At 67.6% G+C, this 21,705-nt stretch carries 17 protein-coding genes; 10 read left to right on the forward strand and 7 right to left on the reverse strand.

Annotated features, from left to right (window positions below):
* Positions 1–20: 20 nt before the first annotated feature.
* From gyrB to dnaA, 5 genes are all read right to left on the reverse strand, one after another.
* Positions 21–2,063, reverse strand: coding sequence for a DNA topoisomerase (ATP-hydrolyzing) subunit B (gene gyrB, locus ACFC1K_RS02155; RefSeq protein ID WP_310286852.1), 2,043 nt, complete (start codon positions 2,061–2,063; stop codon positions 21–23).
* 121 nt (positions 2,064–2,184) lie between these two features.
* On the reverse strand, positions 2,185–2,691 hold the full coding sequence (locus ACFC1K_RS02160) for a DUF721 domain-containing protein (protein WP_375870237.1): 507 nt from the start codon (positions 2,689–2,691) through the stop codon (positions 2,185–2,187).
* A gap of 46 nt (positions 2,692–2,737) precedes the next feature.
* A complete protein-coding gene (recF, locus tag ACFC1K_RS02165; protein ID WP_375870238.1) occupies positions 2,738–3,952 on the reverse strand; it encodes a DNA replication/repair protein RecF in 1,215 nt (404 codons plus the stop codon).
* A 37-nt stretch (positions 3,953–3,989) separates the two neighbouring features.
* Complete coding sequence (gene dnaN / locus ACFC1K_RS02170) at positions 3,990–5,144, reverse strand: DNA polymerase III subunit beta (RefSeq protein WP_310286847.1); 1,155 nt, start codon at positions 5,142–5,144, stop codon at positions 3,990–3,992.
* Between the two features lie 480 nt (positions 5,145–5,624).
* Positions 5,625–7,076, reverse strand: a complete 1,452-nt coding sequence (gene dnaA, locus ACFC1K_RS02175) for a chromosomal replication initiator protein DnaA (protein ID WP_310286846.1) — start codon at positions 7,074–7,076, stop codon at positions 5,625–5,627.
* 309 nt (positions 7,077–7,385) lie between these two features.
* Here dnaA and rpmH point away from each other — a divergent pair, with 309 nt between their 5' ends.
* The 9 genes from rpmH to ACFC1K_RS02220 all read left to right on the forward strand — a co-directional run bounded on the left by rpmH (position 7,386) and on the right by ACFC1K_RS02220 (position 19,490).
* Entirely contained in the window at positions 7,386–7,523 is a 138-nt protein-coding gene (rpmH, locus tag ACFC1K_RS02180; protein WP_005054680.1) for a 50S ribosomal protein L34, read from the forward strand.
* A gap of 8 nt (positions 7,524–7,531) precedes the next feature.
* A complete protein-coding gene (gene rnpA / locus ACFC1K_RS02185; RefSeq protein WP_056365562.1) occupies positions 7,532–7,867 on the forward strand; it encodes a ribonuclease P protein component in 336 nt (111 codons plus the stop codon).
* Positions 7,864–8,220: a membrane protein insertion efficiency factor YidD gene (yidD, locus tag ACFC1K_RS02190; protein WP_375870239.1), complete on the forward strand. Its 357-nt coding sequence runs from the start codon at positions 7,864–7,866 to the stop codon at positions 8,218–8,220. Before rnpA ends, yidD begins: the two co-directional genes overlap by 4 nt.
* Positions 8,221–8,228: 8 nt before the next feature.
* Positions 8,229–9,380 carry a membrane protein insertase YidC gene (gene yidC / locus ACFC1K_RS02195; protein WP_310286844.1) on the forward strand — a complete coding sequence of 384 codons (1,152 nt, stop codon included), beginning with the start codon at positions 8,229–8,231 and terminating at the stop codon, positions 9,378–9,380.
* 35 nt (positions 9,381–9,415) lie between these two features.
* A complete protein-coding gene (locus ACFC1K_RS02200; protein WP_056365571.1) occupies positions 9,416–9,934 on the forward strand; it encodes a R3H domain-containing nucleic acid-binding protein in 519 nt (172 codons plus the stop codon).
* A gap of 47 nt (positions 9,935–9,981) precedes the next feature.
* The gene (gene rsmG / locus ACFC1K_RS02205) at positions 9,982–10,605 is read left to right on the forward strand and encodes a 16S rRNA (guanine(527)-N(7))-methyltransferase RsmG (protein WP_375870240.1); all 624 of its coding nucleotides are present in this window, start codon (positions 9,982–9,984) and stop codon (positions 10,603–10,605) included.
* A 1,378-nt stretch (positions 10,606–11,983) separates the two neighbouring features.
* Positions 11,984–12,199, forward strand: coding sequence for a hypothetical protein (locus ACFC1K_RS02210; protein WP_375870241.1), 216 nt, complete (start codon positions 11,984–11,986; stop codon positions 12,197–12,199).
* 4,958 nt (positions 12,200–17,157) lie between these two features.
* On the forward strand, positions 17,158–18,501 hold the full coding sequence (locus ACFC1K_RS02215) for an AAA family ATPase (RefSeq protein WP_375871166.1): 1,344 nt from the start codon (positions 17,158–17,160) through the stop codon (positions 18,499–18,501).
* Positions 18,501–19,490, forward strand: a complete 990-nt coding sequence (locus ACFC1K_RS02220) for a ParB/RepB/Spo0J family partition protein (protein WP_375870242.1) — start codon at positions 18,501–18,503, stop codon at positions 19,488–19,490. The genes ACFC1K_RS02215 and ACFC1K_RS02220 overlap by 1 nt, the downstream gene beginning before the upstream one ends.
* On the opposite strand, the gene ACFC1K_RS02225 is transcribed toward ACFC1K_RS02220, so the two are convergent.
* The gene (locus tag ACFC1K_RS02225) at positions 19,485–20,750 is read right to left on the reverse strand and encodes an RNA polymerase sigma factor (protein ID WP_375870243.1); all 1,266 of its coding nucleotides are present in this window, start codon (positions 20,748–20,750) and stop codon (positions 19,485–19,487) included. The two genes, ACFC1K_RS02220 and ACFC1K_RS02225, sit on opposite strands and share 6 nt — an antisense overlap.
* 56 nt (positions 20,751–20,806) lie before the next feature.
* On the opposite strand from ACFC1K_RS02225, the gene ACFC1K_RS02230 reads away from it, so the two are divergent.
* Positions 20,807–21,154 (forward strand): tryptophan synthase subunit alpha, encoded by a 348-nt coding sequence (locus ACFC1K_RS02230; protein WP_375870244.1) that lies wholly within the window; start codon positions 20,807–20,809, stop codon positions 21,152–21,154.
* Between the two features lie 17 nt (positions 21,155–21,171).
* On the opposite strand, the gene ACFC1K_RS02235 is transcribed toward ACFC1K_RS02230, so the two are convergent.
* Positions 21,172–21,588: a YciI family protein gene (locus ACFC1K_RS02235; protein WP_310286832.1), complete on the reverse strand. Its 417-nt coding sequence runs from the start codon at positions 21,586–21,588 to the stop codon at positions 21,172–21,174.
* Between the last annotated feature and the right edge of the window lie 117 nt (positions 21,589–21,705).

Genomic DNA, 21,705 nt, shown 5'->3' on the forward strand with positions numbered 1-21,705 from the left:
TGTCTTGACCCGACGCAGGGTCAGATGTCGAGGAAGCGGACGTCCTTGGCGTTGCGCTGGATGAACGTGCGGCGCGACTCGACGTCCTCGCCCATCAGCACCGAGAAGATCTCGTCCGCGGCGGCCGCGTCGTCGATCGTCACCTGGCGGAGCGTGCGCGTGGAGTGGTCCATCGTGGTCTCCCACAGCTCCTTGGCGTTCATCTCGCCGAGACCCTTGTACCGCTGGATGCCCTCCTTGGGGATCCGCTTGCCGTTCGCGAGGCCGTCGGCGAGCAGCGCGTCGCGCTCCTTGTCGGAGTAGACGTACTCGTGCGGGGAGTTGGTCCACTTCAGGCGGTAGAGCGGCGGCATCGCGAGGTACACGAAGCCGGCCTCGATGAGCCCGCGCATGTAGCGGAACAGCATGGTGAGCAGCAGCGTGGTGATGTGCTGGCCGTCGACGTCGGCATCCGCCATCAGCACGATCTTGTGATACCGCGCCTTGTCGATGTCGAAGTCCTCGCCGATGCCCGTGCCGAAGGCCTGGATCATCGCCTGGACCTCGCGGTTGCCGAGCGCCTTGTCGAGGCGCGCGCGCTCGACGTTGAGGATCTTGCCGCGCAGCGCCAGGATCGCCTGGGTGTGCGGGTCGCGGCCCTGCACCGCCGAGCCGCCGGCCGAGTCTCCCTCGACGAGGAAGATCTCGCTGATCGACGGGTCCTTGCTGGTGCAGTCCTTGAGCTTGTCGGGCATCGCCGCGGACTCGAAGACGCTTTTGCGGCGCGCGGTCTCGCGCGCCTTGCGGGCCGCCATGCGCGCGGTCGCGGCGTCGACGGCCTTCGTGATGACGCGCTTGGCCTGCACCGGGTTGCGGTCGAGCCAGTCGGCGAGCTGGTCGCCGACGACCTTCTGCACGAACGCCTTCGCCTCCGTGTTGCCGAGCTTGGTCTTGGTCTGCCCCTCGAACTGCGGCTCGGAGAGCTTGACCGAGATCACGGCAGTGAGGCCCTCGCGGATGTCGTCGCCGGTGAGGTTGTCGTCCTTCTCCTTCAGGAGGTTCTTGTCGCGCGCGTACGCGTTGATGCGCGTGGTCAGCGCCGCGCGGAAGCCCTCTTCGTGGGTGCCGCCCTCGTGGGTGTTGATCGTGTTCGCGAAGGTGAAGACGTTCTCGGTGTAGCTCGAGGTCCACTGCATCGCGAGTTCGAGCGAGATGTGGCGGACGGTGTCCTCCGACTCGATCTCGATGATCTCCTCGTTCACGACGTCGGCGTGGCGCACCTTGTTGAGGTACTCGACGTAGTCGACGAGACCGCGCTCGTAGTGGAAGTCGTCGAACGGCTGGCGCTCCTCGGAGCCTCCGCCCTCGGCATCCGTCACGTACGTCGACTCGGGGCGCTCGTCGGAGAGCGTGATGCGCAGGCCCTTGTTGAGGAACGCGGTCTGCTGGAACCGGGTGCGCAGCGTGTCGTAGTCGAAGTGGACCGACTCGAAGATCGTGTCGTCAGGCCAGAACTGGATGATCGTTCCGGTCTCTTCGGTGGGCTCGCCCTTCGCCAGCGGCGCCTGCGGCTGCCCGCCGTCGCGATAGGACTGGCGCCAGACGTGCCCCTGGCGCTTCACCTCGACCTCGAGGCGCGTCGACAGCGCGTTCACGACCGACGAACCGACGCCGTGGAGACCACCCGATACCGCGTACCCGCCGCCGCCGAACTTTCCGCCCGCGTGGAGCACGGTCAGCACGACCTCGACGGTCGACTTGCCCTCCGTGCGGTGGATGTCGACCGGGATGCCGCGGCCGTTGTCGACGCAGCGGATGCCGCCGTCGGGCAGGATCGTGACGTTGATCGTGTCGCAGTAGCCGGCGAGGGCCTCATCGACGGAGTTGTCGACGATCTCGTAGACGAGGTGGTGGAGGCCGCGCTCACCGGTCGAGCCGATGTACATGCCAGGGCGCTTGCGGACGGCCTCGAGGCCCTCGAGCACCTGGATGGCGTCTGCCCCGTAGTCGCCGGGAGTTCCGTTGGGAGCCGGAGCGGGCTTTTCGGGTTCCTCGGAAACGTTATCGGGGTTGTCAGACGTCATCTTCGCGAGGGCTCCAAATCCTTCGACACGGGCCCTGACAGTCTATCGGGTAACGGCCCGATCACAGCGCTCTACGCCCCTGTAAGGGGATGAAAATCGCCTGGATGCCTCCCGACGTGGCTTATCCGTAGGTATCGCGCGGACCGCGCCCTGGAATCGTTCTGGGACCCCATTTCCAGGAGGGGACGTCCGGCCCGATGAAGCGGACCGCGTCCACCCCGGCCTCGGGGTACCGGCGGACGATCTCCGAGAGGATCTGCGCGCGCATCAGCTGGAGCTGCTTCGCCCACGCCGTCGAGTCGGCCTGGATGGTGAGCGTCCCGTCCGAGAACGCGACCGGGCGGGTGTGCTTGGCGGTGTCCTCGCCGGCCACCTGATCCCACGCACGGACGACGTCCTCCCGCGCGAGCTGAGGGTCCCAGCCGGCCTCGCGGGTGAGATCGGCGAGCACGTCGCCGACGCCGCGAGGGTCGCGCCCCGGGGCGAAGGGGATGTTCTCGTCGTCCTCGGTGCGCCGCCGGCGCTTGCGGTACGACCGGGCGGAGGGCTCGAGTCCGCGCAGGCGCAGGTACGTCGCGATCGTCTCCGGGACGGCCGTGCGGTCGAGCGGCGCAGCTTTCGCGGGCATGGATGCTGCGTCCCCGGGCTGAGCGGCGCCTGAGCCTGTCGATGGGTCAGGCATCTCCGGCCTCCGCGTCAACGGGTCCGACGATGCGACCCGCCTCGACGCGCACCATTCGCGCGCGGAGCTCGCCGGGGACATCGCCCTCGACCGCGGCGGTGACCACGACCTGCTCGTAGTCGGCCGCGAGGTGCGCGAGGCGTGCGCGGCGGTCCGTGTCGAGTTCGGCGAAGACGTCGTCGAGGATGAGCACGGGGTCGCCGAGCCGCGAATCCGCCCGAAGCAGCTCCGCCGACGCGAGCCGCAGCGAGAGTGCGACCGACCACGACTCGCCGTGCGAGGCGTACCCCTTCACCGGAAGGCCCCGGATCCGCAGCAGCAGGTCGTCGCGGTGCGGCCCCACCAGCGTGAGCCCGCGCTCGAGCTCGGACGTGCGCTTCGCCGCCAGCGCCTGACGGAAGAGCTCGGCGATGCGGGTGGTCGAGGCATCCGTCCGTCCGCCATCGGAAGTCGGACTGAGCGATGCGGGTGAACCCGAGCCGCTGTCCACGTCTTCATCGGTGTCGGCGCCCGCGACCGAGAGCGCCCACTCGATCTCGGGGTTGTGGTCGGCACCGGCGATCGCCGTGTACGCCGCGGCGAGTGGGGTCGCCAGGTCGGTCGCGAGGGCGAGACGCGCAGCGATGAGCTGGGTGCCGAGGGAGACGAGCTTCTCATCCCAGACATCGAGGGTCGAGAGGGCGTCGCCGCGGATGCCGCGCGCCTTCGCCGACTTGAGGAGCGCGGTGCGCTGCTTGAGCACGCGGTCGTAGTCGGCCAAGACTGCGGCCATCCGTGGAGTGCGCTGCACCAGGAGCTGATCGGCGAAGCGGCGGCGCGCGGACGGATCGCCGCGCACGATCTGCAGATCTTCGGGGGCGAAGAGAACGACCTGCGCGTAGCGAGGGAGCTCTGCCGGTTTCACCGGAGCCCCGTTGACCCGCGCCTTGTTCGAGCCCTGCCGGTTCACCTGCGCTTCGAGCTGGACGCGACGTTCGCCGTGGGCCAGTCGCGCGCGGATGATCGCGGCATCCGCCCCGTCACGCACCATGGGCGCGTCGTTGGAGACCCGATGCGAGCCCAGAGTGGCGAAGAAGCCGATCGCTTCGGCGAGATTCGTCTTGCCCTGACCGTTGCGGCCGACGAAGACGTTCGGACCGGGCCCGAGCTCGACGTCGGCGGCCGCGTAGTTGCGGAAGTCGACGAGACTCAGGTGCTCCACGATCACCGGACAAGCCTAATGATCGGCTCCGACGACGGGCTGATCAGCGCAGCAGCAGGTTGGGCTGCAGCAGGTAGCGGAACGAGTCCGAACCGGCGCGGTCGACCGAGGTCTGCGGGGTGATGAGCACGGGGCTCAGCTTGTTCGCGTTGTCGCTCGAGGTGAACGTGATGCGCACGAACTCGCTCTTCACGGCGCCGAGCGACTCGAGCAGGTACTGGGGGTTGAGACCCAGGGTGACCTCGTCGCCGCCGAGCAGCGTCGCGTCGACGGACTCGGTGGCGCGAGCCTGCTCGGTGCCCGAGGCATCCATCGACACGCTGTCGGCCGTGAAGGTGAAACGCAGCGGGGCCGAACGGTCGAGGACGAGCGACACACGGCGCACGGCCTCGGCGAGCTCGGCGGTGTTGACGACCGCGTGGTGCTCGGTCTGCTCGGGGAACAGTCGCCGAACCGGGGGGAAGTTGCCCTTGATGAGCAGCGACGTCACGGTCTTGTTGCCGGCGGTGAAGGCGATGATCTCGCGGTCGCCCGACCCGGAGAAGGCGATCGAGATGTCGCCGCCGTGCGCGAACGTCTTGCCGACCTCGGTGAGGGTGCGCGCCGGCACGAGTGCGGTCGTCGACTCTTCGCTCGCTGCGGTGCCGCCGTCCCACGGGATCTCGCGGAGGGCGACGCGGTAGCGGTCGGTGGCGACGAGACTGAGGCTCGTTCCCGATACCTCGAGCTGCACGCCGGTGAGCACGGGGGTGACGTCGTCGCGGGACGCGGCGAACGCGACCTGCGCGATGGCGGTGGCGAAGTCCTCGGAGGGGACGAGGCCGGAGTCGCCGGTGACCTCCGGGATCGCGGGGTACTCCTGCACTGGCATCGAGGCGAGGGTGAAGCGCGCGGAGCCGCAGGTGAGCAGGATGCCGCCGTCTTCGTCGACCTCGATCTGGATCGGCGCGTTCGGCAGGCGGCTGGCGATGTCGGAGAGCAGGCGGCCGTGGACGAGGATCGTTCCCGGCTCGTCGACGGTCGCCTCGATCGTGGTGCGCGCGGACGCTTCGTAGTCGAACGCGGCGAGCGAGAGGCCTTCAGCGGATGCCTCGATCAGCACGCCCGCGAGGATCGGCTGAGGGTTGCGCTGCGGCAGGAGTTTGACGACGAACGATACGGCTTCGCTGAACACATCGCGATTGACGTGGAACTTCACGAACGCTCCCTCTGCAGCGGGCCCTTCGACTGCGGGCTCGGGGTTCTCATGCTAGTGCCAGCCTCGGAGATTGCCAGTCCGCCTTGTCGTCTCGGGGCTTGTCCACCGCAAAGGTGATCGGACGGGTTTCATCACAAAGATTTCTTGTCATGGTGTTAACGGCTGTGGAAACTGTGGACAACTGTCGCGTTGCCAGTCGGGAGACGGAAACCACACTCTTGTGAGTTGTGGAGACGCTCCGGAGAGCGCTCGGAAAGACGAATGACAAAACCTGTGGATTCCGCAATCCATCCACAGGTCTCCCCCGCTCGTTCACAGCAGTTTCCGCAGCTTGAGAGAGTTATCCACAGGTTTTCCACACTGTGCAGAACCGAAATCTTGGCCCTGCTCCCCGCGCGTGTCAAGAACTTCTTCGGGCATATGCGACGAGGGGCCAGCGCGTCGTGACGCACTGGCCCCTCGAGGGGTGTAGAGGACGGTTCAGCGACCGTTGCGGCCCAGCTGGGCGGTGATCTCGGTGACCTGGTTGTAGATCGAGCGGCGCTCCTTCATGAGCTCGCTGATCTTCTTGTACGCGTACATCACGGTCGTGTGGTCGCGGTTGCCGAACAGCTGCCCGATCTTGGGCAGGGACAGACTCGTGCGCTCCCGACACAGGTACATGGCGATCTGACGCGCGGTGGCGACGGACTGCGACCGGCTCGATCCGTAGAGGTCGTCGACCGTGAGCTTGAAGTAGGCCGCGGTGGCCGTGATGATGTCGGTCGGCGAGATGACGTTCGCGTCGTCCTGGTCGACGATGTCGCGCAGGACGGTCTGGGCGAGCGACATGTCGAGCGTCGAGCGGTTCAGGCTCGCGAAGGCCGAGACGCGGATCAGTGCGCCCTCGAGCTCGCGGATGTTGCTCGACACGACGGTGGCGATGTACTCCATGACCTCGTCGGGGATGTGGAGTCGCTCGGACTGTGCCTTCTTGCGGAGGATCGCGATACGCGTCTCGAGGTCGGGCGCCTGTACGTCGGTGATGAGGCCCCACTCGAACCGGCTGCGCATGCGGTCCTCGAAGCCGGTGAGGTGCTTCGGGGGCACGTCGCTCGTGATCACGACCTGCTTGTCGTGATCGTGGAGCTGATTGAACGTGTGGAAGAAGGCTTCCTGCGTCTCGGCGCGGCCCTGAAGGAACTGGATGTCGTCGATCAGGAGGATGTCGACATCCCGGTACCGCGCCTGGAACGCCGAGCCGCGGTTGTTGGCGATCGAGTTGATGAAGTCGTTGGTGAATTCCTCGCTCGACACGTACCGCACGCGGATGCCGGCGTAGAGGCTCAGCGCATAGTCGCCGATCGCATGGAGGAGGTGGGTCTTGCCCAGACCCGAGTCGCCGTAGATGAAGAGCGGGTTGTACGCCTTGGCCGGCGCCTCGGCGACCGCGACCGCCGCGGCATGGGCGAAGCGGTTGGACTGCCCGATGACGAAGTTGTCGAACGTGTACTTCGGGTTCAGTCGCGTATCGCTGCGCGAGACGGATGCTGTGTCCACCGGTTCGTCGAGCGGCGGGCGTCCGACCGGCGGCCCGGACTGCAGTCCGACGGGCGACGCGATCGGCGCCGCCGTCGACTGGACCGGGATCGGTGCAGTGAGGTGCACGTCGGCGAGATCCGGGTTCACGACGACGCGGAAGTTCGACGCGGGGTCCTGGACGTCCTGGCCGACGCGCGTCAGAGCCTCGAGGATCGGCGCGCGCATGCGCTTGGTGAACTGAGCCGCGGTCAGATCGTTGGGGACGTCGAGATAGAGCGTCCCGCCCATCACTCCCTGCGGAACTGCCAGGCTGATGAAGCCGTGGAGCTGCGGTGTGATGCGATCGTCTCGCACGAGTTCGTCCAGAACGGCCGTCCAGACCGGTACATCTGGAACTTCGTGCGGTGTCATGGCCCCCCCGGGTTGTTGATGATTCCACCGGAGGCCGCGGAAACGTCGGTCCAGGCCTGTGGATAACTGCCGGAGCCACGCTAGTCAGGAGGCGTCGCGTGAGCAAACTCCACTGTAGAACCGCCCTGCGTGTCGGTGCCAGGGTCGATCGCCTCGTCGGGGCATAATGACACGTTCTGCGCTCGGTTTGAGTTCTCGGGCAACTCGACGTAGCCTTAATCGGTTGACTTATGCCCTCGTGGCAGTCGCCCCTGTACACACGTCCCCGGTCTCGAGCGTCCCGGTGACACCTGATCGGAAGTAGTCCCCATGAGCAAGCGCACCTTCCAGCCCAACAACCGTCGTCGCGCCAAGAAGCACGGCTTCCGCGCCCGCATGCGCACGCGCGCCGGCCGTTCGATCCTGTCGGCTCGCCGCGCCAAGGGGCGCACCGAGCTCTCGGCCTGAGCCGAGCGGTGCTCGCGAGGCCGCACCGACTCACCCGCGGATCGGAGTACAAGGCCGTTGTCCGCCGGGGTCGTCGGTGTGCCGGAGCGCACACCATCACCTACGTGAACCGCGTCGTGACCGATGGTCCGGCGCGGTTCGGCTTCATCGTGAGCAAGCAGGTCGGTGGCGCCGTCGTGCGCAACACCGTCCGTCGCCGGCTGAAGGCGCTGTGCTTCGAGTCCATCGACTCGGTCGCGCCGGGCAGCGAGGTCGTGATCCGGGCGCTGCCCAGTGCGGCATCCGCATCTTTCGATGATCTGCGCAGCGACGTCGTGAAGTGCCTCGCACGGAGGGCCGCATGAGCGTTCTTCCCGCCTACGCGTTCGGAGAAGCCGAGTTCGCGGCATCCGATTCCCTGCGCAGCATCCCTCTGCTCCCCCGCAACGCGCTGCTCGCGCTGCTGCACGGCTACCGTGCCACCATCTCGCACACCTATGGCGACGTCTGCAAGTACTACCCGTCGTGCTCGGCCTACGCCGTCGGCGCGGTGCAGCAGCACGGCGCCGTCGTCGGTTCAGCGCTGACCGCGGCGCGCATCGCACGCTGCCACCCCTGGGCGGTCGGCGGCGTCGACGACGTGCCGCCCCGCAAGAACTTCCGGCACGCGCTGACCCGCCACGGGTTCGTCGTGCCTGCCCCCACCGGAAAGGACTGATCCTCCGCATGGATCTCTTGTCAGCCCTCGCCTCGACGCCGTCGCCGTCCGCTCCGGCGACGAACGGCGGATTCGATCTCTTCGGGATCATCCTGTGGCCGCTCAAGTGGGCGGTCGAGGCGGTGCTCGTCTTCTGGCACTGGCTCTTCACCGCGATCGGGCTTCCGCCGGCAGACGGCATCACGTGGGTGCTGGCGATCGTCGGTCTCGTGATCGTCGTGCGCTCGGCGATGATCCCCCTCTTCGTTCGGCAGATCAAGAGCCAGCGCAAGATGATGGAAATCGCTCCTGAACTGCGGAAAGTCCAGGAGAAGTACAAGGGCAAGAAGGACCAGCTCTCTCGCGAGGCCATGAGCCGCGAGACGATGGCGCTGTACAAGAAGCACGGCACCACCCCGGTCTCGAGCTGCCTGCCGCTGCTCGTGCAGATGCCCGTCTTCTTCGCGCTGTTCAGCGTGCTCAACGACGTCACCAAGCACTACGCCGCCGGTACCGGTGGTGTGGGTCTGCTCAACGCAGAGCTCACGGCCGAGTTCTACAACGCGAAGCTGTTCGGCGTCGCGTCGCTGCACGAGACGCTCATCCAGGCGTGGCAGGCGGGCAACACCCCGGCGATCATCATCCTCGTCACGCTCGTCGTGCTGATGATCGCGTCGCAGTTCTTCACGCAGCTGCAGATCATCTCGAAGAACCTCTCCCCCGAGGCGAAGACCGGCCAGGCCTACCAGATGCAGCGCATCATGCTGTACATCCTGCCGCTGGGCTTCATCTTCTCGGGTGTCTTCTTCCCGCTCGGTGTCGTCATCTACTGGTTCGTGTCGAACCTGTGGACCATGGGTCAGCAGTTCCTGGTCATCCGCGAGATGCCGACCCCCGGCTCCGACGCGGCCAAGGCGCGCGAAGAGCGTCTCGCGAAGAAGGGCAAGGCGATCGATGCCTCGGGCAAGGTCGTCCCGATGGAGAAGTACGTCGCCGAGCAGCAGCGCCTGTACGAAGAGGCCGAGCGCGCGAAGGCCTCGGCGCCGAAGCGTCAGCAGCCCGTGAGCAAGCAGCGCGCGAAGAAGCAGGGTCAGAAGCAGCCCGGATCGGGCCAGAAGCAGGGCGGCCAGGTCCCCGGTGGGACCGACCCAGGCAATCCCGGCACCGGCTCCGCTTCCTGAAGCTCCCGACCGACGTCACACACGAGGATCACGCCATGACCACGTCCCCTGAGTACGCCCCTGTCGACACGCGCGAAGAGCGGGTCCCCGCGACCGTCGCCCAGCTCGAAGAAGAAGGCGACGTCGCCGCCGACTTCATCGAGGGTCTGCTCGACATCGCCGACATCGACGGCGACCTCGATCTCGATGTGCGCGCGGGCCGCGCGTACGTATCGGTCGAAGCGCCGTCCGGCGGATCGGTCGACCTGATCGCAGCACCCGACACCGTTCAGGCGCTCCAGGAGCTGACGCGCATCGCGGTGCAAAACCGCACCGGTCGCTTCTCGCGTCTGATCCTCGACATCGGCGGCTCACGCGACGCTCGCCAGAACGAGTTGACCGCTCTCGTCGACCGCGCGATCGCCCGACTGGATGACGGTGCCTCGCAGGCGTCGTTGCCGGCGATGTCGAGCTACGAGCGCAAGGTCGTCCACGACATCGTCGCCGAGCGCGGCTTCGTGTCCGAGTCGTACGGCGAGGGCGCCGACCGCCACACGGTGATCCGTCGCGGCTGAGCCGCGCGTTTCACGTGAAACACCCGGCTGAGCTTGTCGAGGGATCGATGATAGAGATCGAGCAGGAACCCGCGGCCGCCGCCGAGATCTTCGGCGACCGCATCGACGTCGCGCGGAAGTTCGCCGAAGCGCTCGGACAGCACGGTGAGGAGCGCGGGCTGATCGGGCCTCTCGAACCGCCGCGCCTCTGGTCGCGCCACATCCTGAACAGCGCGGTCATCGCTCCCCTGTTCTCCGGCCGGGTCGGCGACGTGGGGTCGGGCGCCGGCCTTCCCGGGCTTGTGCTCGCCATCGCGCGTCCGGACGTCGAGTGGGTCCTGATCGAGCCGATGGAGCGCCGGGTCGCGTGGCTGTCGGAGCAGGCCGAGTCGCTCGAGCTCGGCAACGTCGAGGTGCTGCGCGCACGGGCCGAGGATTGGAAGCGCGGTCCTTCACTGGATGCCGTCACCGCCCGTGCCGTGAGCGCGCTGCGCACCCTGGTCCCGATCACCGCTCCCCTGGTCCGCGACGGCGGCGAGCTCATCCTCCTCAAGGGGACGAGCGCCACGAACGAGATCGAGGCGGCCGAGAAGCAGCTCCGCAAGTTCAAGGTGACGAACCCGCGCGTCGAGATCGTCGGCGAAGGCCTGCTGCCCGAACCGTCGCGCGTGATCCGAGCAACCGTACGCTGACGCGTTCGCTGCGCGTGGCGCAAGGTGGCGGGTGCGTCCAACCAGACGCGCATCGTGCCCGAGGCTGAGTGTGTTCGTTGTCGGAACTCGCAAGGCGGAGGGCTGCTCAGTGTTTCCGGCGTTCCACACATCGCGCCGACGCTGCCTCCTCGTGGCCTCGCTGTCCGCGGAAGCGTCGGTCTAGGACTGACGCACAGGGCACGTTTCACGTGAAACGGCTTCACTACCGAGGTCCGACTGCCGCCTCCCAAGCACCACGCGGTATCGGCGACCGACGAGTGTCACTAAGCCCTCCGCTGCGCCGGTCACGGCGAAGGAGGGAGCGCGCACTTGCGCCGTCAAGCGGATGCCGAGAACATACGACCGGTCGGTCGGACTCGACGGACGCAACGCTCCCCTGCGTCTTCCACGGATGTGCGACATCACGCGGAGCTCAGGGTCTCCGATTCGCTGGCCGCTAAGACGCTGCTACCCGCACTTCTCGCTGAAGCATCCCCCAATCGCGGCGCTCGTCTGGCGCTCGCACTCCGAATCCCTACTGCTCCGGCAAGGGGCGGGCACGCGCGTTTCCCTAGTGTTCGTCGAATCACCGGGGCGCTCGAGCGCGTCTGATCAGTGTGTTCCCCACCGTGGATACCCCGTCCCCGACGAGAGTCATGCCGCGTTCCGCACGCAGCCGGGGCTCGGGGATCTTGCGACGTCTTGCCGACCCCTGCCCGACCGTAAGAATGTGGTGGACGTGCTGGGATCGCGCGGGTCGACATTGGAGAACGGTGGAGTGCAGCCGCAGGTCTGGAAACTCACGGCTCCAAGGCACAGCTTCGACTCCGCTGCGGGGCTGCGGGAGCGGTGGGATCGCCACAGATTCGCCCGATACGCCATGGATTGCACCACCTCGACACCGAGGGCGTGCCCACGGGGTGCGGGATCGGCGACGTCGACGGTGCTGTCGCGGTGGCGGCGCGGGGGCGGCGGTGTCCGCACGGTAGATGGGTCGGCCAGCAACGCGTGCTGGTGCTGGCGCGACGATCTGCCGGCTTGACCGATTCTGCACCGCGCACGCTCCCCGCGACGACGTCCTCGCGAACGAGCAGGCACCGGCAGTGGGATCCCTGCGTGCTTTACAAGGCGGGGTCACGGGAGTCGCAGAAGGGGCGGGTGTTTCACGTGAAACGGTGCGCCCCGCCCCGGTATCACGAGTCCCTTCCGTGTCCGCCGTGCGTGGCGTAGACGACAGCGCCGGCGGTCATAGGCACGTTGGCAGAGCACGTCAGAACTCCCTTCTCCTTGCCTCGCTCCCCTGCCGGCGAGTGAGTCCGATGAAGGTGACCACTGAGGTGCCACGAGCTCTCTGGCTCAGGGGCGGCTCGATTGTGCGGTGGCGAAGGTGACCATGGCGCACCACTCGCGCCACCTCGTGTCGTTGCCGGCGACGGGTGCAGTGTCCCTTCAGCTGATCATTGAGCGCTGCGGCTTTCCGTCCCGCCATGCCGAGACCGCAGAACGACACGCGACGTTGCTGGCGCTGGAACCGAGCGATGCGGCGCTCGAGCAACAGGCTGGACGCTCACCCGGGATGCACCTGCGGTGGTGAAGGTGACCACGGCGCACCTCCGGCTGCATCTGTGCTGCCGCCTGCGGCGGACGCTGACTATCAGTGCTCTGGAACGTGAGCGGTCGTGGAGGGAAGCGTCGATCCGCGCCGTGACAGCAGGCATCCGGCTCGGGTGTGTTGTCGTTCCAGCACGCGTGCCGTGTGCTGGTCGTCGGACATCCGTCGTCTCTCGCCACTGCCCCACCCCGCGCCTGATAGCGGCATCAGCGCGTTCGCGACGCGGTGGCGCGGGACCGCACGCGTACCTCGCCTACAAGCTCGGGCTCAGGCACGTGTGGTCGGCGCCCCAGTCCCTCCCTTGCGCGTCTCCTCGCTCCGTGAAGCACCCAGATGACGCCGTCGCTGGGGTGTACGGGCGGCGGACGCGCCGGGCATCGCGGGCTCTTGTTCCGAGGAGGCCCCGGGAGCTGGTCGACGGCATCCTCCGAGCAGGTGTCATCGATCACGTTTCACGTGAAACATTGTGTCGAGGGCGGATCGACTGTCAGCGGCGCGGCGCTGTCCGACGCGAGTGTGGCGACGCTGCGGAGGTCGCATCAGCACGCCGCAGCGCAGTGACGTTTCGCGGGGTGAGCGAACCCTGATTGCGTCATGCTCACCAGTGCTCAGGTGAGTCCCTCGGGGGTCGCGGGGGTGAACTCGCTCTGGACGCTTCAGGTGCCCAGGGATTGTCTCTCGAGGAGCCTCCGGCACTCGGTCAACTGTGTCGTGAGCCATGTGGTCGATGACGTTTCACGTGAAACATGGGATGGTGTGTCCGGGTAGAGGACGGGGCGCCCGACGGGAACTGTGTGGTGCGAGCGGCGCGCCGACGCGGAGGTCGCGTCCGTTTCGGCGCTGAGGGCGCGGTTGTCGTGTCTTGCGGAGCACACGAGAGGAGGGGGAATACCGCCGCCGCACTGCGCGCACTGACTCCCCCCATGCGGAAGTGGGCGGCGGACTGTCGCGGGAGGGCACGCGTGCGGATGCTTCCGGCATCCCAGGCTTGTCTCCCGAGGAGCCTCCGGCATTCGGTCAACCGACTCAGGTCGTGGCATCGACGACGTTTCACGTGAAACATGCGGCGGCGAACACAGATCGATGACCGAGCCTTCACCGCAGGCGCCGCCTCGACGGGACGTCGACGCAGACATAGCGCCCACGTCCATCCCGCGGCGCAGCTGCGTTCTGCGGAACAAGTGGCAGTAGGCGACGCAGTGTCGCCGCGATGCGCGCCGTGACCTTCTTCGGTGCAGAGAGTGGGCGGCGTGCTGTCTCTGGGAGTGCACGGCCCCCGGAGGCTCCCGTCATCCCGGGCATCTCTTCCGTAGGCGGCTGCCGGCATCGGCCGGGCCTGCCTTCCGGCGAAGCCGTGAGCATCGGGTCTACCGTGCTGTGGCGTTGGTGTCGTCGATCACGCCTCATGTGAAGCACACGGCGGGCCGGTGCGACGACTGCCCGCTCTGCGCGGCTTCGGCGGAACCGGACGCTGCCGCGGGGGTCGGGTCCGTGTCGCTACCCGCAGCGTGCAGGTCCGCCTTGTGGAGCAAAGCGAGACGCGGCGTCGAAGCGGCGCACCGGTGCCGCGCGCCACGCGGTAGTCCACCTCAGTGCACGAGCCGGTGGCTCGAGGTGGCGCCGCCGCTGTGCGGACTGGCATTGCGCGCATTGCCGCACGCGGGACGTGAGCGGACGCCTCTTGCGGCACAGAGCGGCGCGGCCCGCGCCGAGGCAGGATTGCTGCGAATCGACGATCGTTTCACGTGAAACATCGACAGCTCGCGCATGGTTCAGCGCACCCGAGGATCAAACCGCGGACCGAGGAGACGAGGCGTATCTGGTTGCGCAATCGACGCACGCATACGGCCCCAACGGAGTCGCGGCGTCCGTCTTGGGCTGCACAGGCCGAATTCGGAGGGGCCGCGTCAGCCGTGGAGGTCAGCTCGGCCGACAACCGATGCGATCACGCAGGTACACCCATCGCTGAACGAGGAACCGGTCGGATTCATCGTCTGGGGACAAGAACTGACGACGGGGGACGCCGTCGCGGAGTCGCGCGCTGACTCCGCGCGGTCTCCCTGTCACTACAACCTCGGCGTGGACCGAATATGCACGCGCCTACATTCGGCGCGGCGGGACGGGACCCATCTCCGCGACCCTCACGATCGATCACGCCGAGATCCTCGGATCGGCACGCTTCACGGGCCCCCCGCCCACACGTTGCTTCGCTGCGGCATGGCTGCGGAGGTGACCACGCCGAACCGCTACGGACACCCTCAAGTTCGGCGGAGGACCGCGTGCGAACCGCGTGGACGCTTGAAGAGGAGCACTGCACTCACCGCCTTCGGCGATCTCCTGAAGATTCGACCGGATCGGACACGGCGGTGCGATGGCCGACGAGCGCTTGATGTGCGCGACTCTTCGCTTCCCCCGCGGGCAAGAAGAGGGAGCCGCGTATGTCGTGCAGGGATCCCATATCTCGAGCGACGACACCCACCACCTTGCGACGGATGTCCCCCCGAGCGCTCCGCAACGCGTCGCGTTCGTGCGCCACGGGCGTCCAGTCAGCGCTATGGCACTGGAGTGTGTGCCGTCGTCCTGGCTGCGGCGACGAGCCATCCATGGCCAGCGGTAGCCAGTCGGGGGCGATATTCCGCGAACCCAGCGGGAGCAGAGGTCGCCGTTGGGCCTGTGGCGGCCCGGCAGAAGGAGGCTCCTCGCCGGGAGCCTCCGAGCGGTGATGAGTGCCAGGACGCTGTGGCGGCGCAGCTGCGACCGCGAGATTGCCCGCGGTGCCCCCCGCGCAGAGCGAACGCGAGCCTCTTTGTTCCACGCTGCACTGCCAAGAACGACGTCGACCGGGCGGGTCTCCGGGGCGATTCCGCGTGACCACAGCCTGCGGACGGTCCCGTCCACCGGTTCCTCTCCCGCGAGGCAGGACGATTCCGAACTGCCGTGCCTCCCCAGCCGATCGAACTGTCCATGGCAAACCATTCGGAGTTGACGATGTCCGGCGTCCACAGGGCGGCGGACGGAGCACGACCGGCCAAGCTCCGCACTGTCGACAGGTGTGCACCGCACGCACTGCCGCAGGCGCGGTCGCGCGCGGTGCATGAGCGTCGCAGCATCATTGCGCTCGCGCGAACTCTCTGATCCACGACAGACGCGACTGCCGCCAGCGACGTGTGGCAGCGCGCTGATGCACTGCGCGCTCCGTTTCACGTGAAACGGCACCGAACGTGTGAGTGCCACCGACCAAGCGACAACGCTGCGGGGCGTGGCAGGCGGAGGCGCATCGTCGCGCGGAGGCATGCCCGGGACCTACATGATGTCGCGCACTGTGGCGATCGTTCCGTTGCAAAGGGCGATCGCCACCTGGCGCGTGGGCGACGCTTGTCAGAGCGGCCCGTCGAAGGTGATGGGAATCGCGGTTGCCCTTCGACGCATGGTTTCACGTGAAACATGCGCTGGCGTCCGCCTGGTCAGCCTCTCAAGGACTGCCTCCCGGGTCACCCCTGGACTGCGAGGCGCCACCGGTCTTCCGTCAGAGGGTGGGCACCCCGCGGTGCCGGGTGGCGAGACCAGGCGATGATCCCTCTCGCTCTATCCGTTCCGCGTCGCCCTGGATGGCACGTCCAGATCTGTGCACTGATCCCCTGAGCGGAGAGATCGACTCGTTGGGCAACCGCAGCCCGCGCCCACCGCAACATCATCGCGAGCATTGATGACGGTCGGCGAGTCGACCCGTCACGGTTCGACGGCCCCGCGCCAGATGAGTCCCCTCCCCTGAGTCACGCATGCCCTGCTTGGCCGAGACGTTGGTGTCGAGCATCGCAGCCTTGCGCTGGAGGGGCATTGACGTGGGACTCTGACTCGAAAGTGCACGGTGGGGGCTTCCCGCGTGACCATCCGGGAGGAGGTAGCCACGACAGGTGATCAGCGTTCCCAGAGCCGGGCCGCACCAGACTGGTCTCGGCTCGCTCATGGGATCGGTGCCATCGATGAGCCGCCGGCGCAAGCGATTGCTTCCCCGCCTGGATTGAGCGCCTCCTTGCGACGGAGTGGTCCTAGCGGTGTCCCCGTCGGGTGAGGAGATGTCGCGATCGGTGCAAGCCGGGCTCGCGATCGGGTCGTGATCCGGTCGCGGGTGTCTGAAGATCGTGACCGTCCTGCGGTGGTCCGTGCAGAGAAGGCTAGGCTGTGCGGCAACGCCGCAGAGCGTTTCACGTGAAACACGATGTCCACCGCAGAAGCGACCATCTGGGCTGGGCTGCGAACATCGCCGAAAGCCGTCCGTGGGGGTGGTGCGCAACCGTTCGTCGCGTCGTCGCACCATGCCATCTACGTGTTGTGGTGGATCGTGTGAAGCTGCACGCGAGTCGGGTTGGTGCCGACCAGCACAGGACGGGAGAATTCACGTCGGCTCGCGTCTTTCAGGTGAAACGGACCGCAACGACTCGCCGCGCATGCGCGCCCGCCTTCGCACATGAGCGCCGGCGTTTCACGTGAAACGGAGCACATCGACGCGTCGCGCCCGCGCCCGCGCCTCGACGTTCAAGGCCGTGTGCGACACCCGGAGACTGGCCTTTGCCGCCCGAACGCGGACGGGTCAAGTGCTCATCCGGAGCGGGGTCGGGCGGGAGAACGAGCCCGTCGCCGCACCACGTCACACGTGAATGCCTTGACTGATGAGCGGGGTGCGGCGCCCTTCGGGCGCGGGGTGAAACACGGCCGGTGTCTTGACCGGTACTTCGTCAGATGAGGGATTTCTCAGTCGAATCCGAGCGGCGGGTTGGCGTGCCCGAACGGTTCGCGCGGGGTTGACTAGGGAGGGTGGATGATCCACGCGGAACGGTAAGGGACGAATGAATAAGTGGCTCCGACGGCTGGGGATGGGGGGAAGGCGGGATAGGGTGGAAGACGATGTTGAGCGGCTCGGGCACGGGGGAGAGTTTCACGTGAAACAACCCGACGAGAGCGAGGCTCAGGCATCCTTCTCGTCCGATGAGCTGCCGACCATCGGGACACCGCAGTCAGCGGAGTCGCAGGATGCGTCCACCCCGGTGCCCGGCGAGAGCGATATCCCCTCGCATAGCGAGAGCGCCTTGTCCCACGGAGCCGCAGTCCCCGAGGAAGCCGCCGTCCCGGAAGAAGACATCGTTCCCGTCGAAGACTCCGTCTCCGACGAGATCACCAACTCCCACCAGGACGACGTGCCCGACGAGGTCACCTCACAGGACGACGAGGTTGAGCGCGCAGACGTCGCCGAAGATGTCGCAGCGGCTGAGTACGCTGACCCCGCACCTGAAGTCATCGCATCACCCGAAGTCATCGCATCACCCGAGGGCTCCACCGTCACGCAGGAAGAGGAATCCCCCATCGTGCAGCAAGACGGCACCGCTCTCGCGCAGGAAGAAGACGACTCCCCCATCGCGCGGGAGCTCGCAGATCTCACGGCACGTCGCAAGGCGCTCGAAGAAGCCGAAGTCCAGCTCACTGGACGCACTCGAGTCCTCACCGTCTCGAACCAGAAGGGCGGCGTCGGCAAGACGACGACCACCGTCAACCTGGCCGCCGCCATGGCCGAGCGCGGGGCGAAGGTGCTGGTGATCGACCTCGACCCGCAGGGCAACGCGTCGACGGCACTGGGAGTGCCGCACACCGCTGATACGCCGAGCGTCTACGACGTGCTCATCGACGAGTTCCCTCTGGCAGACATCATCCAGGTGAGCCCCGAGTCGCCCAACCTGCTCTGTGCGCCGAGCACCATCCACCTCGCGGGCGCCGAGATCGAACTTGTGTCGCAGGTCGCACGCGAGCACCGACTGCGCGTCGCCGTCGACGACTATCTCGCGAACAACCCCGGCGAGCTCGACTTCATCCTCATCGACTGCCCGCCCTCGCTCGGACTCCTGACGATCAACGCCTTCACCGCGGCGAGCGAGCTCCTCATCCCGATCCAGTGCGAGTACTACGCACTCGAGGGACTGAGCCAGCTGCTCGGTACGGTGCGGATGATCCAGAAGCACCTCAACCCGCGCCTGGAACTGTCGACCATCATGCTGACGATGTACGACGGGCGCACGAGGCTCGCGCAGCAGGTCGCGGACGAGGTGCGCGCCCATTTCCCCACCGAGGTGCTCGACACGATCATCCCGCGTTCGGTGCGCGTCTCAGAGGCACCGAGTTTCGGGCAGTCGGTTCTCGCTTACGATGGACAGTCGGCCGGCGCCATCGCGTATCGCGAGGCGGCTGTCGAGATGATCCGGCGCGACAGCGCCTCGAATGAAAGGGGCGCGTGATGGCAGCGAAGCGCACAGGACTCGGCCGCGGAATCGGCGCACTGATCCCGACCAGCGAGCAGGCCGACGAGCGTCCCGCGGATGTCTTCTTCCCCCGCGCCGTCGCCGTGGCCGAGGCGGAGCCGCCCGCCGAGACCGTCGAGTCCGACGGGCAGGAGGATCTGGTCGAGGTGCCCGGCGCCCGACTGGCGCACATCGACCCGCACGACATCGTGCCCAACCCGCGTCAGCCGCGCACGAACTTCGACCCCGAGCACTTCGCAGAGCTCGTGCACAGTGTGCGCGAGTTCGGCGTGCTGCAGCCCGTGGTCGTCCGGCTCAACGAGAAGGGCGATTACGAGCTCATCATGGGTGAGCGCCGTACCCGCGCCGCCCGTGAGGCCGGACTCACCTCGATCCCCGCGGTCGTGCGCGACACTGCTGACGAGCACCTGCTCCGCGACGCGCTGCTCGAGAATCTGCACCGTTCCGAGCTCAACCCCCTCGAGGAGGCGTCGGCATATCAGCAGCTGCTCGAGGACTTCGGCATCACGCAGGAAGAGCTCGCCACCCGCATCGGCCGCTCGCGTCCGCAGATCAGCAATACGATCCGCCTCCTCAAGCTCCCCGTGCCCGTGCAGCAGCGGGTCGCCGCAGGGGTGCTCACCGCCGGGCATGCCCGCGCGATCTTGTCGCTCGAAGACCCGTCGGCGATGCAGCGTTTCGCCGACAAGATCGTCAACGAGGATCTCTCGGTCCGTGCCGCGGAAGCTGCGGCGAAGCTTCCGGATGCCTCCCCCACCCGTTCCGCCAAACCACAGGCCGGCTCACGCCGCGCCCACCTGGATGAGGTCGCCGGACGACTGGGCGATCGGCTCAACACCCGCGTCAAGATCGCACTGACGGCACGAAAAGGCCAGATCAGCATCGACTTCGCTACGATTCAGGATCTCAACCGCATCCTCGCGGAGCTCGGTGAGACGGAGTACGGGGCCCTCGAGGCCTCATAGGCGTCCGAGCGCCTCGGCCCGTCGGCGCAGCGCCTCTGCCTCGGCGGCATTGCCTGGCAGCTCTGCCGCTGCGAGGAACGCTGCGGCCGCGGCATCCGTTCGTCCGAGTCGCTCCAGCAGCTCGGCGCGGACGGCGGGAAGCGGGCGGAATCCCGACAGCTCGGGCTCGAGCGCGTCCACCACGGCGAGAGCGGGCTCGGGGCCGCGCGCCATGGAGAGCGCGACGGCGCGGTTGAGGCGGACGACGGCCGACGGCGCGAGCGACTCCAGCGCGTCGTAGAGCCGGAGGATCTGCTCCCAGTCCGTCTCGCCGAACGACGGGGCGATCGCATGGCACTGCGCGATGGCGGCCTGCAGGCCGTAGTAGCCGAGACCGCGGGTCGGGGCATCTGCTCGCCCCATCGCTTCCAGGCCGCGGGCGATCGCCGAACGATCCCATCGGCGGCGGTCCTGGTCTTCCAGGGTCACCGGGAGGCCGTCGGCGTCGATGCGCGCGGCGAAGCGCGACGACTGGAACTCCATGAGCGCGATGAGCGACCAGATCTCGGGCTCACGCGGCATGAGCGCGGCCAGTTGCCGACCCAGCCGCACCGCTTCACGCGCGACGTCGGGACGGATGAGCCCCTCCCCCTCGGCCGCCGAGTACCCCTCGGTGAAGAGGAGATAGATCACCTGGAGCACGCTCGCCAGCCGCGCCGGGCGCTCCGCACGGTCGGGCACCTCGAACGGCACGCCTTCTGCCGCGAGAGTCCGCTTGGCGCGGACGATGCGCTGCTGCACGGTCGGCACGGTCATGAGCAGCGCTCGCGCGATCTGCTCGGTCGTGAGGCCGGCCACCGTACGCAGTGTGAGGGCGAGACGGGCCTGCGGCGGGAGCACCGGGTGACAGGCGACGAAGACGAGACGCAGCACGTCGTCGTCGATGCGGTCGGGATCGGCGTCGTCGGGCACCGAGTCCATCGCCTCGGCCACGAGAGCCTCCGAGACGAACAGGGGCTCGCGATGCGACATCCGCTCGCGTCGTCGCCACCCGTCGATCGCGCGCCGCTTGGCGACCGACATTAGCCAGGCTCCCGGATTGTCGGGGATGCCGCTGCCCGGCCACGCGGCGAGGGCTTCGACGAGCGCCTCCTGGGCGAGATCCTCGGCCCATGCGAAGTCGCCGGTGTGCCGAGTCAGCGCCGAGACGATGCGCGCGGACTCGTCGCGCCACACGGCTTCGACCGCGCGGCGCGCGTGGGCATCGTCCTCGGCGGGCATGCTGCCAGCGTAAACGCGTGGCGCACGGTGTCGGGATCGGCACGTACCCTGGATTGATGGCGAACGACGAGCAGACCCCGCGGCGACGTGCGAGCCTCGAGCTGCTCCGTGCCGAAGCCGCCGACGAACTCTCGGTACTTGTGCACGAGCGCCTCCGTGCGGGCGAGGACCCGTGGGAGTTCATGGACGATCTGCCGTCCGTCGACGAACTCGTCGTATACCTGCTTCGCGCCGACAACATCGCCGCCGACGGCGGATCGCGGCCGAACGCCAGCCGTCACTACCGAGTGCTGAGGCAGATCGCCATCGACTATCCCCCGCTCACCCGCGCCGTGTGGTCGCTGCTGGGTGACGTGAACACGCACCGCCGGTGGGATCCGACGGTGCGTGCCGAAGCGAGCTGAAGCCCGCTGCTCACGAGTCACGAGTTGGCGGCACGCCACTCCTTCTCCTTGGAGACCCACTCGTCGTTCTGGTCGAAGTCACTGAGCTCGTTGACGCGACGCACCTCCAGCGCGGTGCCCGGGCCCAGCGGGCACTTGCGCGCCCAGTGCTCGGCCTCTTCGCGCGAGGCGACCTCGAGGATCCAGTAGCCGGTGAAGACCTCGCGCGCTTCGGCGAACGGTCCGTCGGTCACCGCGGGCGGGACCGAGTCGAAGTCGACGCGGAAGCCCTCGGAGGCATCGGACAGACCCTCGGCGCTCAGGAACACGCCGGCCTTCTGCAGCTCCTCGTTGTACGCGCCCATGGCGGCGTACGCCTCCGCCATGTCGAAGGTCTCGGGGTCGAACGCCGCAGCAGCCTCGGCACCGACCTGCATGATGAGCATGTAACGCATGGGAATCCCTTTCGTCGGGGCGATGATGGCCCGTTTGGAGGACCGTTCGGCCCCTTCACCATGTGCGTCGAACCAGCCTCGCGCAGATCGACATCGCGGACGAAGTTTCCCGTGAGA

This window comes from Microbacterium sp. NPDC056057, from assembly GCF_042266945.1.
In the GTDB taxonomy this organism is placed as follows: domain Bacteria; phylum Actinomycetota; class Actinomycetes; order Actinomycetales; family Microbacteriaceae; genus Microbacterium; species Microbacterium trichothecenolyticum_C.

What these genes read in the sequence shown, in the direction of transcription:
- ACFC1K_RS02220 (WP_375870242.1), top strand. Translation starts at nt 18,501, where the DNA reads ATGGCAGCGAAGCGCACAGGACTCGGCCGCGGAATCGGCGCACTGATC.
- ACFC1K_RS02230 (WP_375870244.1), top strand. Translation starts at nt 20,807, where the DNA reads ATGGCGAACGACGAGCAGACCCCGCGGCGACGTGCGAGCCTCGAGCTG.
- ACFC1K_RS02235 (WP_310286832.1), bottom strand. Translation starts at nt 21,588, where the DNA reads ATGCGTTACATGCTCATCATGCAGGTCGGTGCCGAGGCTGCTGCGGCG.
- ACFC1K_RS02160 (WP_375870237.1), bottom strand. Translation starts at nt 2,691, where the DNA reads ATGCCCGCGAAAGCTGCGCCGCTCGACCGCACGGCCGTCCCGGAGACG.
- rsmG (WP_375870240.1), top strand. Translation starts at nt 9,982, where the DNA reads ATGATAGAGATCGAGCAGGAACCCGCGGCCGCCGCCGAGATCTTCGGC.
- gyrB (WP_310286852.1), bottom strand. Translation starts at nt 2,063, where the DNA reads ATGACGTCTGACAACCCCGATAACGTTTCCGAGGAACCCGAAAAGCCC.
- ACFC1K_RS02200 (WP_056365571.1), top strand. Translation starts at nt 9,416, where the DNA reads ATGACCACGTCCCCTGAGTACGCCCCTGTCGACACGCGCGAAGAGCGG.
- yidD (WP_375870239.1), top strand. Translation starts at nt 7,864, where the DNA reads ATGAGCGTTCTTCCCGCCTACGCGTTCGGAGAAGCCGAGTTCGCGGCA.
- dnaA (WP_310286846.1), bottom strand. Translation starts at nt 7,076, where the DNA reads ATGACACCGCACGAAGTTCCAGATGTACCGGTCTGGACGGCCGTTCTG.
- rpmH (WP_005054680.1), top strand. Translation starts at nt 7,386, where the DNA reads ATGAGCAAGCGCACCTTCCAGCCCAACAACCGTCGTCGCGCCAAGAAG.
- ACFC1K_RS02225 (WP_375870243.1), bottom strand. Translation starts at nt 20,750, where the DNA reads ATGCCCGCCGAGGACGATGCCCACGCGCGCCGCGCGGTCGAAGCCGTG.
- yidC (WP_310286844.1), top strand. Translation starts at nt 8,229, where the DNA reads ATGGATCTCTTGTCAGCCCTCGCCTCGACGCCGTCGCCGTCCGCTCCG.